The sequence below is a fragment of the Pseudomonas sp. FSL R10-2964 genome (genome assembly GCF_009600035.1).
Lineage (GTDB): Bacteria > Pseudomonadota > Gammaproteobacteria > Pseudomonadales > Pseudomonadaceae > Aquipseudomonas > Aquipseudomonas bubulae.
This window is the reverse complement of record NZ_WIWH01000065.1, coordinates 1-13,889: the sequence shown is the minus strand read 5'-3', so window position 1 is coordinate 13,889 and position 13,889 is coordinate 1. Positions and strand designations below refer to the sequence as shown.

The window sequence follows — 13,889 nt, the reverse complement described above, 5'->3', positions numbered from 1 at the left end:
ATTCAACGGTGGGCTGGCGCCAGCTCGGGCCGAAGAAAAACTTAACGTCGTGTCCGGGATTAGTTGACCACTACAAGGCTGCCGCCAATCAAGCGGGAATCCAACTCCCTTTTAATTGGAAACTGCATCGGGGCACCCAACAAGGATTGTTTGTTTTTGCGCGCCCAATTCAAGGGAATAATCGCCACCGCGATGGCCCCCCCCATCACCAGTACGAGTGATGGATCCCAGGCCCCGGCCAAATCAAGAAAAGCTAATACTTTGGCGGGATTCGCCATGCCTGCCAGGAGAAGACCAAGGCCGAAGATCAGTCCTGCAAAAAAGGCGGTCAACTTGATCATTTTCATGCTCCCACCACATGACGGATGACGTACACCGTTGCAAAGCCAGCAAACATAAAGCACATCGTTGCCGTGATGGATCGTGCTGAGAGTCGAGAGATCCCGCAAACGCCATGGCCGCTTGTACAACCAGATCCGTAACGAGTACCCACTCCGACAAGCAAGCCCGCAATGATCAGCGTCGGCCACCCTGCCTTAATCTCGATCTCTGGCATTACGGTAAACGCTCCCCACAACAACGGAGAAATTAGTAGACCAAGAAGAAATAACGCCTTCTCACTCCAACCCTCACTATCGAATCGCAGCACGCTTCCAAGCAGTCCACTGATGCCGGCGATGCGTCCATTCGCGAGAACAAACAAGCTAGCAGCCAGCCCTATCAAGGCACCTCCAGCTAATGAAGTCCAAGGCGTGAAGTTGATCCAATCAATGCTCATTTTTCATCTCCTGCATAGCTAGTTGAATTGCCTCGGTTCTCCTAGAGATATCGAGGCCCTAAAAGGACACAAGATGAGGCAAGGTTCGGTAAGTCCGATCTTGGCCGATAGCAGCCTACTACGAAGGGCTGCTTCCGGCACAAGCTGCATAAAGAAGTTTTCCAATTCAACAGGTGCACATAACCAGACTGGAAATCGCGTTACTATGATAAATCCACATCTGCTGATATCCCGATAAATTTCAGATTTAACGTATAAGCGCGCACTTAAACTTTGGCGACGCGCTTTACACACCCTGAGCGAGAAACAGCCGCTTAGGGATTGGAGGAGCAGTTACTTGTGCTCCATAACCTTCATAAATCTGAACATCTCATCCTCCCCCTCTTCTTGATGAGCCTGAACCGAAGCTTGGTTTGGATCGGGATGAAATTTATTATAGAACTCAACAATCTTGAAGCCACACCTATTTACATAAAAGTGAATGTTTCGCTTCTCAAAATATGGGGTTACGGTTTCCCAGATCTTGGTTTTTGGATATTCTCTCTCGATTGCCTCCCAGGCTTGTAGCCCTAGGCCACGACTCTGCTGGCTGGTTGAAATGAAGAAAAATGACAATGAGTTTCGATTGCTTATTTCATCAATTACCATAACTGCGCCGCCGACACGCAGCTCATTGACCATAATCCAGTATGTAACAGCTCCATCAGCAGCGATGGACTGCTCTATGTCCTCATCAGAAGGAATGGGTTCTTCAAGCGCCTTACCTAAGTCAGCTTCGGCCGCCACTCGGAACGAGTCCTGGAGAGCCGTTTTGAACTCGCAGAGGGAGCCTACGTTAGCCTTCTGGAGTTTGACCACTTTAGAATCCTCTTGCACTCTCACGTGCTTATCCTTCATCAAGTTTGCCTGAGTCATAAGTAAGCGTTCCATGACTTAATCGAAGAATCCTTATGGGATACCGGGGGGATCAAACAATACGCTTCTGCATAGACTCGCACCAGCAGGAGGCCTGCCTGAATATCTCTGCTTTGGCTTCACACTGTTGAATGCAGAGGTTAGCTCTACGCAAAATGAATCGCCCATGCGTCTGTAGAAGCCTACAAGCTTCCAGTGGACTGCAAACGTGCGTTTCTGTCCGCTTTTTGGCCAATGGCCACCTTTCAGGAGGGGCATTTCTAGGCGAATAGTGATTGCTGAACACCTCAGAAACCCGGGGCGATTAATATTGATCCTCTGGGTATCGCAAAAATTACCGCACGCAGTTACTCAAAGTGGTTACAACGCATAACGTAAGTCAGCCACGAAGCTTGATCCTAGTCACCGGATGTGATGTGGTGGCCGATACAGAAAGACTATTTCCATTCGCCAACTATGGCGCTCGCGACTTTTATTTTTCCAGCATCACGAGGTTTCATGCAGATTGAGTTACAGGAGATTAGCGACCACCTCTATCGTTTCGCTCCTTTTGATGCCCTGCCAAAGGAGTCGGTAGACGCCATCGCTCGGCGAATTGAAGTGAGTTATTTCAAAGCCGGCAGTGACATTCTTGAAGCCGGTGCGACCATTCAGGATCTGCATTATGTTCGTAGTGGTGCGGTGGAGATTTACCGGCGTAATGGTGAGCTCTATGACCGTCTCGTCGAAGGTGACCTATTCGGTCAGGCAGGTCTGTTACGTAGCAACAAGGTACGCTTTCCCGCCCGAGCGTTGGAAGATAGCCTGATCTATTACATCCCTGCCGACGTTTTCGCTGACCTTTGTGCGCAACATGATGCTTTCGCTGACTTCGTTGAAGCAGAGGGAAACTCGAGACTCAAAACTGCTGTTGAAGCTCAGGGGCGTGCTAGTGAGCTTATTCAGCTCAAATGTCGCGCCCTTATCTCACGTCCCTTGGTGTGGGTCACGTCAGATATCTCTGTCGGCGGCGCTGCAAAAATCATGACTGAGCAAAGTGTATCCTGCGTTCTAGTCATGTCTCCAGCAGGTTTAAAGACGGCTGAAATAGAAGGGATCGTCACAGATAGAGACCTTCGCACGCGATTTGTTGCAGCGGGCCTAAACGCTGACGAAACTCGTGCCAGCGACATTATGACAGTCGATCCAGTTGTAATTGGCTCCGATGATTCAGTGTTTGAAGCCATGCTTGTGATGTTGCGCCGCAATATTCATCACTTGCCGGTTGTGCACGATGGTAATCCAATTGGCCTTATAAACCTGTCGGATATCATCAGGTACGAATCGCATAGCAGTTTGTACTTGGTTAACAGAATCTCTAACCAGACCTCAGTTGAAGGCCTGAGATCACTTTTGCGTGACCTGCGAGGAACCTATATCCGCATGGTGCGTGACGGGGCTACTGCGCACATGATCGGAAGCGCGATTTCAGGTATTGGCCGTGCGTTTACCCAGCGTTTGCTTGAACTGGCCGAGAAAAAGTTAGGCCCGCCTCCAGTGCCTTACTGCTTTATGGTTTTGGGATCAATGGCGCGTGATGAGCAGTTGTTAGTGACTGACCAGGACAACGCGTTAGTACTCGACGACAGATTCGACCCGATCCAACACGACTCTTACTTCCGAGCCCTGGCAACGTTTGTTAGCGATGGACTGGCCGCGTGCGGTTACAGCTACTGCAAGGGCGGGGTCATGGCGACCAACGAGCAGTGGCGACAGCCTTTGAAGGTATGGCGAAGTTACTTCGATCAGTGGATCGAAAAACCTAATCCAACTACGTTGCTTAATAGCTGTATTTTTTTCGATCTGGATGGGGTTTTTGGCAAGCTTGAGTTGGTACAAGAGCTTAAAGACCTGTGCGCTCGAAAAGCCAGTACACACCCTGTATTTCTAAGCGCAATGGCTCGTATTGCCCTTAATCGAACGCCGCCATTAGGATTCTTTCGTACTTTTGTCGTTGAGACTGACGGACAGCAAAAAAGGATCATCAACCTTAAAGGGCGTGGCACGGCACCGCTGACCGACCTTATCCGGATTCATGCGCTAGCATGTGGCAGTACCGCGCAGAATTCATTTGATCGCATGGATGCTATAGCCCGCAGTAAAGTCATTCCTCCAGAAGCATTAAAGCAACTTCGGTACGCACTAGAGTTCCTGTCGATGGTGCGTATTCGACACCAGGCGGACGCACTTGAACAGGGGGCATCACTCAATAACTACATTGAGCCCGAGCGCTTTTCTAGCAGTGAACGACATAACCTCAAAGAAGCGTTTCAGGTGTTAAGCAATGGCCAAAATTTCTTGCGATTCCGATATCCTTCAAAGGGCCGCTTTTAGCGATGAAAAACCTAAAAAAGCAGCCTAATAATAGAGTGCTGGACTGGTCTGCCGAGTTCGAGACATTGGCGAAGATTTCGGTTAATCCTCTATTACGAAAGTTCTATCAAGCTGGCGCGGTGTCAGCGCTGGCACCCATTGAGAGCGTTCAACTGCTGGCCATGGACGTAGAGACTACCGGCCTTGACTCACAGTCCCACAGCATGGTGAGTATTGGTGTTATGCCATTCACGCTGAATCGTATTTGTTGCGGGAATTCACTTTACTGGGTGATAAAACCATCGTCCGAACTGAATGAAAAGTCAGTGACCTTTCATCACATAACCCATGCCGAAATTTTAGATGCCCCCGTGTTTGCGCAGGTGCTTGATCCTTTGCTTGAAGCCATGGCGGGCAGAGTGATTGTCGTCCATTACCGGAATATTGAGCGCGCCTTCTTGGATCAGGCAGTGCGTAGGTATTTAGGTGAAGGCCTTAAGTTTCCAGTAATCGATACGATGCAGTTAGAGGCACACTTCCATAGGCAAAAAATTAGCTGGTTCGGCCGACTGATTGGACGCAAGCAACAGTCCATACGGCTGGCAGACAGTCGCTCTAGGTTGAACCTGCCGGCTTATCACGCACATCATGCATTAACCGATGCTCTCGCGACTGCCGAGTTGTTGCAGGCGCAGATAGCAACTCACTACTCGCCACTCACACCTGTCGGTGAGTTATGGAATTGAACCAAGTTAATAGCTTCAAGGTGCAAGCAGATAGATATGTTACACCTTGAAGCTTGAGGTCAATCTTACCTATAGCCTAGCTCATACTGACTAGCGAGGCTCAGACATTAGTCCTTTCACTAGAGAGATACACCCTATCATTAGAACTATTGCGAAAGGCAACCCCGTGGATACTGCCATTGCCTGCAGTGCCACCAGACCGCCCCCCAATAGCAGAGCAATCGCAATCACGCCTTCGATTACCGCCCAGAACACCCGTTGAGGAACAGGCGCGTCAACCTTGCCTCCAGCTGTGATGGTATCGATCACCAATGAGCCGGAGTCAGAGGAAGTAATAAAGAACACTATGACCAGAATAATACCTAGGAATGAGCTGATCTCCTTGAGGGGGAGCTCTCCCAGCATGGCGAACAACTTCAGCTCTAAGACCGCGTCCTTGACTCCCATAAGGCTTTGAGTGGTCACTTGGTCAATTGCCGTACCGCCAAACGTAGTCATCCATAATACAGAAACTACTGAAGGCACAAGTAGAACAGAGATCAGAAACTCTCTGACAGTTCGACCACGACTGACGCGAGCGATAAACATGCCTACAAATGGTGACCAACTGATCCACCAAGCCCAGTAGAAGGCAGTCCAGCCTTGAGTGAACTCGATATCAGTACGTCCAAATGGGTTTGAGAGCGCAGGCAAATATTCAACATAAGTCACCAGATTTTTAAAGAATCCAGTGAAAATAGCCAGGGTCGGCCCCACAATGATTACGAACACCAACAAGAGCAGCGCAAGCCCCATATTGATCTGGGAAAGCATTTTGACGCCCTTGTCCAAGCCGGAAAGGACTGACCAAAGAGCGATTATGGTGATCCCAACGATCAGTACAACCTTGCTCAGATTCGTCGATTTAATTCCGAAGAGATATTCAATACCTGCAGCAGCCTGTTCTGCGCCAATCCCTAAAGAGGTCGCCAAACCAAATAGCGTGGCAAATACCGCTAGTATATCGATGATATGTCCCGGCCATCCCCAGACACGCTCACCCAATAGTGGATAAAAAATTGAGCGTATTGAAAGCGGCAAGCCTTTATTATAAGAAAACAATGCTAAAGACAGCGCCACAATCGCGTATATAGCCCAAGGATGGAGTCCCCAGTGAAAGATGGTAGCCGCCATCGCCAAGTCAGCAGATGCCTTCATATCACCTTCGGCACCTCCTAGGGGCGCCCAATCCGTGCGTAAACCGCTCGCATCGACTGTCACACCTCCCATGGAAGCAGCGTAATGCGACATGGGTTCGGCTACCCCATAAAACATCAACCCAATGCCCATCCCCGCAGCAAAAAGCATTGAAAACCAACCGACGTAACTATGGTCTGGTTTGGCATCTCTACCGCCCAAACGAACCTTGCCCAGCGGAGAGAAAATAAGTGCAATGCATAGCAAGACAAAAACGTTCGCAATGCTCATGAAGAGCCAGGCTAGATGGCTGGTTAGCCAGTTTCGAATGGAGCTAAAAAGGGGTTCTACTTCATTCTGCAATGCCAGCGTCAAAATCACGAATAGTAAAATGGTGGCTGCTGAAATGATGAAAACTTTACCGTGGATATCGAGTGAGAACGAAAACTCTCCCTTGATGTTGTCTTGACCAATGACATAGTCAGTATCGATAAGATTGGCCGCTCCAGTAGGAGCAGGAATGCCTTCACTGGGTTGAGAAGGTGTGTTTGGACTATCATCCGTAGGCTTTCCAACCATAAGATTCCCCTTTTGAGATTCACGTCATAAAACGTGTAATTATCATTATCCCCGCTGTTCCTATGGTAAAACGAGATTTTAGCCAAGCTATCCTAGCAAGCTTTGGGAACAAATTTTCTAAAACCTCAGCTCTTTTGACTTCTTACCAGAGACTTCTCTCGCGTAGCCTTTGCAGGCTTGCAACGCGATTAGTCCCTAATCGCCGTCGCCGTAGACTCCGATAATTCGTTGGGCATGCGCTGGAACAAGTTGGGTTCTAAGGGCACCATAAGCCATGCCGCCGGCACCGGTGGTAGGTTGCAATGCGTCACAACCATTCGTAGCTCCGTCGAGTTGGACTTAAAGCCGCTGGTCGGCAGTAGCAAGCGATCACCCAGGCGTGATTGTTTGGTTTTTGCATCGGTCAGAGTTCGGCAATAGGATCGGTCACTGGCTGCCAGCGATTGCTCCAGCGTAAGGAACTTGCCCTGCTCTGCCAGAACCCGCGTGGGGCTGGCATTGGCCAGAAGGGTGAACTTGGTTTGGTGGGCAGCTTCCTTGGCGACCAATTGCTCATCGTAGGCGTGGCCTGCTACGGTCATGCAGTTCACGCGCTGCCCACCATCAGGGCAAGGATGATCAGCAGAACCCAGCACCGTATCCGCCATCACGCCATCACGCCATCACGCCATCACCTTGAGCGCTTGGGCATACAACGCTTGCCGATCGGCCACTCCATTCTGGTCACCATTGATGCGCTGGGTGATCCTGTCGAACTGACTAGGGAAGCTCCGATCAACTTGCCGCAACCGCGCAGTAAGTTGAAAATCCCGCTGAATTTGGCGCTATTGATCGCGAAATATCCCGTACGCGCCGCCTTGGCGAGCTTGTCAGCCCATTTCTCCGTGTTACGTGCGTAATTAGCCCATACCCATCAGCTTTTTTCGAGCCATCCATAAATTGGACAAGGCAAACAGCGTGGTCAATTGAGCGGTGTTTTTCATCAGGCCGCGAAAGCGCACTTTCACATAACCGAACTGACGTTTGATCACCCGAAATGGGTGTTCGACCTTGGCCCGTGTCTGGGCCTTGAGGTACTCGATTTTGCGCTTGGCTTTGTACAGCACGCTGCGCTTGCTCAGCTTGGAATAGGTGCTGCGTCGCGCGGCGATTTGCCAAACCACTTCACGGTTTTCATGCTCTTCGCGCTTCTCGACACCGGTGTAACCAGCATCAGCGTAGACCGCGTTTTCCTCGCCGTGCAGCAGTTCGGCAACCTGAGTGACATCGGCTACATTCGCCGCGGTGCCGTGAACGTGGTGAACCAGCCCCGACTCAACGTCGGCACCAATATGGGCCTTCATTCCGAAGAAATATTGATTGCCTTTCTTCGTCTGATGCATCTCTGGATCGCGTTTACCGTGCTCGTTTTTAGTCGAACTGGGCGCGTGGATAATCGTCGCATCGACGATGGTGCCCTGGCGCAGCGAGAGGCCTTTCTCCTGCAAATAACCGTTGATGACCGCCAGGATCGCCGGCGCCAACTTATGATTCTCCAGCAGGTGTCGGAAGTTCATGATCGTGGTGTCTTCAGGGATCGGCGCGCTCAGGGTCAAGTGCGCAAACTGGCGCATGGGCGTGATTTCATACAGCGCTTCTTCCATGGCAGGATCGCTCAGCGAGAACCAGTTTTGCAGCAAGTGAATGCGCAGCATGGTTTCCAGCGGATACGGTTTTCGGCCACCACCAGCCTTCGGATAATACGGCTCGATCAACGCCAGTAAACCGCTCCAGGGCACGACCTGATCCATCTCGGCGAGGAACCGTTCGCGGCGTGTTTGCTTGCGCTTGCCCGCGTATTCGAAATCGGAAAAGCTCATCTGGCTCATGACGCACTCGGGGCAGGTGGTGAGGCTGTATTTCAGCATACTTGGAGACTTGTTCGGAGTTTCCCTAGTGTCGGCAAAGGTGTTGTCGGTCTCTTTGCCAACTACTCCCGTCGGTGCGATTAAACGCTTGTGGCTCCGGTCGTGCCTAGGGGTATTCTCTAGCTCTCAGCTTAAGTAATACAAACACTCATCCACGCACGGAACTATGAACTGGGGGGGGCTGTTTTTAAAGTCGATGTCGCTAATACGACGGGGAAAACCGTCCTTGTTTATCAGGTTATTGTTTTGATACTCAGCAGGGGCGGTCAGGATGGGTCGTAATCTGGGGGAGTTGGCTAACACTAAGCTTCTATGGCCAGAAACGCACAGATTTCAGCGTCAGATAGGAGTTACTCAAGAGCCTCTGGAGATGCTTGAATTCTCCGCCGAGAAGATCAACCACCTATCTCAAATAACATACAAAAAGGGCCCTCGAAGGGCCCTTTTGTACTCAAACCAAAATCACTTGGTCAGCCAGGACTCAACGGTATCTGAGCCGTGTTCTGCCTTCCACTCCTTCAGACCTTTGTGATTCCCACCTTTGGTTTCGATGACCTCGCCAGTGTACGGATTTTTGTAGACCTTCACCTGACGTGGTTTACGAGTGCCAGCTTTGGATTTCACTACTGGAGTGCTGCGGCCAGTCTGAGGATCCAACAAGTTGATGATGTTAGACAGGCTATAACCGTATTCAGCAAGCAGAGCGCGCAGCTTCGATTCAAACTCTATTTCCTTTTTGAGGCCAGCATCGCCTTTCAGTGTTTCGAGAGCCTCGAGTTGTTCGGCAAGGTGTTTTTCGAGTTGGCGAAATTCAGCAAGTTTTGACATGTTTAATCTCTACGTAGTTAGTCCCATAACAATACACCAACTTTGGAGTTTTCCGCCAATCGTTTAGGGATGCTCCGATCAACTTGCTGCGCGGCGGCCGCAAGTCGTAATTTGCACGGCACGCAGCGCTATTTGCTCAAAACGACCTGATGCAGTGTTCATCGAGGGCGTTTTTCGCCCGGTTTTCCATGTTAAGCGCGCAACTCGCCCATACCCATCAGTTGTTTTCGAGCCATCCACAGGTTCGACAGGGCGAACAATGTGGTCAACTGAGCCGTGTTTTTCATCAGCCCACGAAAGCGCACTTTCACGTACCCAAATTGGCATTTGATCACCCGAAACGGATGTTCGACCTTGGCCCGTGTCTGGGCTTTGCAGTACTCAATCTTGCGCTTGGCCTTGTAGAGCACGCTGCGTTTATTCAACTTGGAATAGGTGCTGCGGCGCGCCGCGATTTGCCAGATCACTTCACGATTTTCATGCTCTTCACGCTTCTCAACGCCGGTGTATCCGGCGTCTGCATACACTGCATTTTCTTCGCCATGCAACAGCTCGGCGACCTGTGTGACATCGGCGACGTTGGCGGCGGTGCCGTGGACGTGATGAACCAAGCCGGACTCGACATCAGCGCCAATATGGGCCTTCATTCCGAAGAAATACTGGTTACCTTTTTTGGTCTGATGCATCTCGGGGTCGCGCTTTCCCTCTTCGTTTTTAGTCGAACTGGGAGCATGAATAATGGTGGCATCGACGATAGTGCCCTGACGCAGAGACATGCCTTTGCCCTGCAAATAACCATTGATGACCGCGAGGATTGCAGGTGCAAGCTGATGCTTTTCCAATAAGTGCCGGAAATTCATGATCGTGGTGTCTTCAGGTATCGGGGCGCTCAAGGTCAAACGTGCAAACTGGCGCATGGGCGTGATTTCGTAGAGCGTTTCTTCCATGGTCGGATCGCTCAGGGAAAACCAATTCTGCAACAGATGAATACGCAGCATGGTTTCCAGAGGATAGGGTTTTCTGCCGCCACCGGCCTTGGGGTAGAACGGCTCGATCAGGCCCAGCAGACCCGTCCAGGGCACGACCTGATCCATCTCGGCGAGGAAGCGTTCGCGGCGTGTCTGCTTGCGCTTGCCGGCGTATTCGAAATCGGAAAAGCTCATCTGGCTCATAGGCGGCTCGGATCAGGTGGTCAGGCGTATTTCAGCACATTTGAAAACTTGTTCGGAGATTCCTTAGGTATAAGATCCATGAGTAACGATCACGAAGGCGCGCACTGTGGAGTCTGGGCTCACACTCTAATTTTATTCGTTCCCTGTCAAAAGCGAAGTATTGAGGTCAACATCTTTGTGGCATGGATGTGTCTATGAAACTAGGGGTTATTCAGGATGATGTGCTGAGTATTCTGAGATTTACCCAGCAGCTGCAGACGCGGCTGTGCTTTATAGGTCGGTTGAGCAAGGGCGAATCGCGACTTACTCCGCTCACGCCGAGTATCTCACTAGCGAGATACTGAAAATCATGCCCGTCGGGACATTGCCGACCAATTTGAAGGGTTCCCGTCTTGAGGCAGATTTGGGTATGTAGATCGGACACCGGGCCCAGCCCAAGCAGGCCTTTTAAATCCACTGAATGTCCAGTCACGCCTCGGGCTACTTCAACGGCTTCTTGCGGATTGACCTGCTGACTAAGGTAACCATCGCCCTGCCTCTGCCCAAAGTCGTCGGTGTGTGTAAATCGATGTAAGCGCCTCCTAAAACAGGCATATTGGATTGTAGAGCGTAGCCACAGTGTTAATTGGTCAGTACAGCCGCTATTTTTGGGAGCATGAATCTTGTCAGCTGAAAGTAGTACCAAGATGATTACAGCCCATACCCCGTGGACGGTTTTTCTGGTGTTCTTGCGCTTGGGATTCATCTCCTTCGGAGGGCCAATTGCACACCTAGGTTACTTCCGCGAAGAGTTTGTTGTTCGGCGCCAATGGCTCAGTGAGCGCAGTTATATCGATTTGGTCGCCCTGTGCCAGTTTCTGCCAGGGCCTGCCAGTAGCCAGGTAGGCATAGGTTTGGGGCTATCGCGTGCTGGTTTCTCTGGAGCAGTTGCCGCGTGGGCTGGGTTTACACTGCCATCGGCAATAATCCTCGTTTTGTTTGCGCAAGGGATGTCCGCGTGGGGAAATGCATTCCCAAGCGGTCTTTTGCACGGACTTAAGATCGTCGCGGTTGCTGTTGTTGCTCAAGCCGTCTGGGGAATGGCGCGCAATATTTGTACTGATGTACCCAGGGTAACCATCGCTGTGTTTGCAGCTTGCGCAGCACTCATCTGGCCAAATGCCTGGGGGCAGATCGCCGTGATTATCTGCAGTGCTGTCATCGGTCTGATGCTTTTCAAGCCTGCTCAACAGCATACTGCTGAGCCCCTTCCAATATCAGTTAGCCGAAAAGTAGGTCTGGTATCGTTGGTGGTGTTCTTTGGCTTATTGGTAGGCCTACCATTTTTGATCCAGGTTTGGCCCTCTGAAGCACTAGCTATGACGAATGCCTTTTTCCGAGCAGGGTCATTAGTTTTTGGAGGGGGGCATGTTGTACTACCGTTACTTCAGTCTGCGACCGTATTCAACGGATGGGTAACCAACGACACATTCATTGCTGGGTATGGCTTAGCGCAGGCCGTACCGGGCCCGCTCTTTACCTTCGCAGCATTTCTCGGAGCGTCCATGAACGCCCAACCCTCTGGTTGGATCGGAGCTACGGTATGCCTGGTCGCTATCTTCGCACCTTCATTCCTACTCGTAATCGGCGTGCTGCCATTCTGGGAGCAACTACGACATAGTTTTCGCACCCAATCGGCCCTTGCAGGAATTAATGCGGGAGTAGTAGGGCTACTCTTGGCGGCCTTATATAACCCAGTCTGGACGAGTGCAATTTTGAAACCTCAAGACTTCGGTTTGGCGCTGATAGCCCTTGTCGCCCTAATGTTTTGGAGGGTTCCCCCATGGGTAGTCGTCTTGGGCAGTGGAATGCTTGGATGGTGGCTCAGCGGTGTACTTTGAAAGCAAGCATCAGCCAAAGGTATCTTGATCTGTATAGGAGGTTATTGATGTCAGTAGCGCGGATGCTATAGGATCTTATCAGGAGATGGCATTCCTCCTTTAACCGCCTTGTGCTGATGATGCCTACGTGAACCCTAGACAGGGTGCGTAGGTGTGGCTCCCTGTCCCTAATTTAGGACAGGATATGATCTTACTTTTCGTGCTTCGCCCATCTTACAGCGCTGTCCCTCTGCATGCTTGGCCCTCCAGGTTTGGTAAGGAGTGCTCGTCATGCTGAAATCATTGATCGTCATTGCCATCGGCGCCTCAGTTGGTGCTTGGTTACGCTGGCTTTTGGGTATAAAGCTGAACGCTCTATTTCCTACGATTCCTCCCGGGACTATAGTCGCGAACATGGTCGGGGGTTATCTCATAGGGCTGACCATCGCCTTCTTGGCTGCATCGCCTTCGCTCAGCCCTGAATGGCGCCTCCTGATCATCACCGGATTCTGTGGTGGTCTTACCACTTTTTCTACATTTTCAGCCGAAACAGTCACCTTGATTCAGGAGGGAAAACTGCTCTGGGCGCTTGGCTCAATTTCGTTGCACGTGGTTGGTTCGCTGGCGATGACCGCTGCAGGGCTTCTTTCATACCAAGTGATTGGTACTCGCTGAGGAGATAGACATGAAAGGCTTTATGGTCGTTTTCTTTACTCAACGTAACCGTCGCTATCAGAGAATGATGTTAGGCGAATGGATAGTCGATTTGCCAAAAGAAATGAGCCCACTTGGGAGAGATCCGTCCGACGCAACCACTTCTACAACATCGGAGGTATGAACATGAGCTACGCGGACATTCCTGCTGGTAACGCGATCCCCGATGACTTCTTCACAGTTATTGAGATCCCTGCAAACCACTCGCCGATCAAGTACGAGGTCGACAAGCAGAGCAGACAGATCTTCGTTGACCGCTTCCTAAGCACACCGATGTTCTATCCGGCCAACTACGGGTTCATTCCAAATACGTTGAGCGATGACGGAGATCCTCTTGACGTCCTGGTGGTTTGCCCTTATCCCGTCTCACCTGGAGTTGTAATCCGCAGTCGCCCGGTGGGTGTGATGTACATGACTGACGAAGCCGGAGCGGATGCCAAGGTGATCGCTGTGCCTCATGAAAAACTCAGCTCGATGTACAACGACGTAAAGGAGTGCTCAGACCTCCCTGCGCTACTCCTCGCACAGATCAAGCACTTCTTTGAAAACTACAAAGCATTGGAGCCGGGTAAGTGGGTGAAGATGGGGCGTTGGGGGAGCGCGGATGAGGCGCGGGAAGAGATTCGCAAGTCGGTAGCTGCGTATATTCCCAAGTAGGTTTCACTCCAAATTGAAAGCATCAGCCGGGAGTCAGAACTGAGGGGCAAGTGATTTGCCTCTCAGTCGCTCGGGACATCAAATGTCGAGGGAACCACACGCATAGAAAAGTGGATTGAATCGCCCCTAGTTTCCTAGACACTCTCCAGGCTCGCTGCGTAACGCTTTTCAAACTCTACCGGTGACAGCTGATTGTTGAAACTGTG

Annotated in this window: 12 protein-coding genes, 2 pseudogenes and 1 riboswitch; of the genes and pseudogenes, 5 read left to right on the top strand and 9 right to left on the bottom strand. The window is 50.9% G+C overall.

Annotated elements, in window-relative coordinates:
• Window positions 1–74: 74 nt before the first annotated feature.
• The 3 genes and pseudogenes from GHN92_RS23100 to GHN92_RS23090 form a co-directional block, all read right to left on the bottom strand.
• Window positions 75–341 (bottom strand): annotated as a pseudogene (locus GHN92_RS23100) (DUF6691 family protein); the annotation flags it as partial.
• A gap of 2 nt (window positions 342–343) precedes the next feature.
• Window positions 344–778 carry a YeeE/YedE family protein gene (locus GHN92_RS23095; RefSeq protein WP_019822702.1) on the bottom strand — a complete coding sequence of 145 codons (435 nt, stop codon included), beginning with the start codon at window positions 776–778 and terminating at the stop codon, window positions 344–346.
• A gap of 333 nt (window positions 779–1,111) precedes the next feature.
• Window positions 1,112–1,708 (bottom strand): GNAT family N-acetyltransferase, encoded by a 597-nt coding sequence (locus tag GHN92_RS23090; protein ID WP_203327358.1) that lies wholly within the window; start codon window positions 1,706–1,708, stop codon window positions 1,112–1,114.
• A gap of 483 nt (window positions 1,709–2,191) precedes the next feature.
• On the opposite strand from GHN92_RS23090, the gene GHN92_RS23085 reads away from it, so the two are divergent.
• Window positions 2,192–4,066, top strand: a complete 1,875-nt coding sequence (locus GHN92_RS23085) for a DUF294 nucleotidyltransferase-like domain-containing protein (protein ID WP_095025400.1) — start codon at window positions 2,192–2,194, stop codon at window positions 4,064–4,066.
• 2 nt (window positions 4,067–4,068) lie between these two features.
• Window positions 4,069–4,791, top strand: coding sequence for a 3'-5' exonuclease (locus tag GHN92_RS23080; protein ID WP_095025399.1), 723 nt, complete (start codon window positions 4,069–4,071; stop codon window positions 4,789–4,791).
• 90 nt (window positions 4,792–4,881) lie between these two features.
• On the opposite strand, the gene GHN92_RS23075 is transcribed toward GHN92_RS23080, so the two are convergent.
• The 6 genes and pseudogenes from GHN92_RS23075 to GHN92_RS23050 all read right to left on the bottom strand — a co-directional run bounded on the left by GHN92_RS23075 (window position 4,882) and on the right by GHN92_RS23050 (window position 10,453).
• On the bottom strand, window positions 4,882–6,546 hold the full coding sequence (locus GHN92_RS23075; RefSeq protein ID WP_019822696.1) for a BCCT family transporter: 1,665 nt from the start codon (window positions 6,544–6,546) through the stop codon (window positions 4,882–4,884).
• 188 nt (window positions 6,547–6,734) lie between these two features.
• A complete protein-coding gene (locus GHN92_RS23945) occupies window positions 6,735–7,196 on the bottom strand; it encodes a hypothetical protein (protein WP_256666550.1) in 462 nt (153 codons plus the stop codon).
• Window positions 7,197–7,208: 12 nt separating this feature from the next.
• Window positions 7,209–7,304 (bottom strand): annotated as a pseudogene (locus GHN92_RS24295) (glycoside hydrolase family 19 protein); the annotation flags it as partial.
• 141 nt (window positions 7,305–7,445) lie between these two features.
• Window positions 7,446–8,414 carry an IS5 family transposase gene (locus GHN92_RS23060; RefSeq protein WP_095025422.1) on the bottom strand — a complete coding sequence of 323 codons (969 nt, stop codon included), beginning with the start codon at window positions 8,412–8,414 and terminating at the stop codon, window positions 7,446–7,448.
• A gap of 501 nt (window positions 8,415–8,915) precedes the next feature.
• Window positions 8,916–9,281: a histone-like nucleoid-structuring protein, MvaT/MvaU family gene (locus GHN92_RS23055; RefSeq protein WP_095019784.1), complete on the bottom strand. Its 366-nt coding sequence runs from the start codon at window positions 9,279–9,281 to the stop codon at window positions 8,916–8,918.
• Between the two features lie 191 nt (window positions 9,282–9,472).
• Complete coding sequence (locus tag GHN92_RS23050; protein WP_106117533.1) at window positions 9,473–10,453, bottom strand: IS5 family transposase; 981 nt, start codon at window positions 10,451–10,453, stop codon at window positions 9,473–9,475.
• Between the two features lie 686 nt (window positions 10,454–11,139).
• Here GHN92_RS23050 and chrA point away from each other — a divergent pair.
• The 3 genes from chrA to ppa all read left to right on the top strand — a co-directional run bounded on the left by chrA (window position 11,140) and on the right by ppa (window position 13,683).
• Entirely contained in the window at window positions 11,140–12,333 is a 1,194-nt protein-coding gene (gene chrA / locus GHN92_RS23045) for a chromate efflux transporter (RefSeq protein WP_095023405.1), read from the top strand.
• Between the two features lie 72 nt (window positions 12,334–12,405).
• Window positions 12,406–12,466: riboswitch (Fluoride riboswitch) on the top strand.
• A gap of 137 nt (window positions 12,467–12,603) precedes the next feature.
• Complete coding sequence (crcB, locus tag GHN92_RS23040) at window positions 12,604–12,987, top strand: fluoride efflux transporter CrcB (RefSeq protein WP_095025398.1); 384 nt, start codon at window positions 12,604–12,606, stop codon at window positions 12,985–12,987.
• A gap of 165 nt (window positions 12,988–13,152) precedes the next feature.
• Window positions 13,153–13,683, top strand: a complete 531-nt coding sequence (gene ppa / locus GHN92_RS23035) for an inorganic diphosphatase (protein WP_095025397.1) — start codon at window positions 13,153–13,155, stop codon at window positions 13,681–13,683.
• Window positions 13,684–13,889 lie beyond the last annotated feature (206 nt).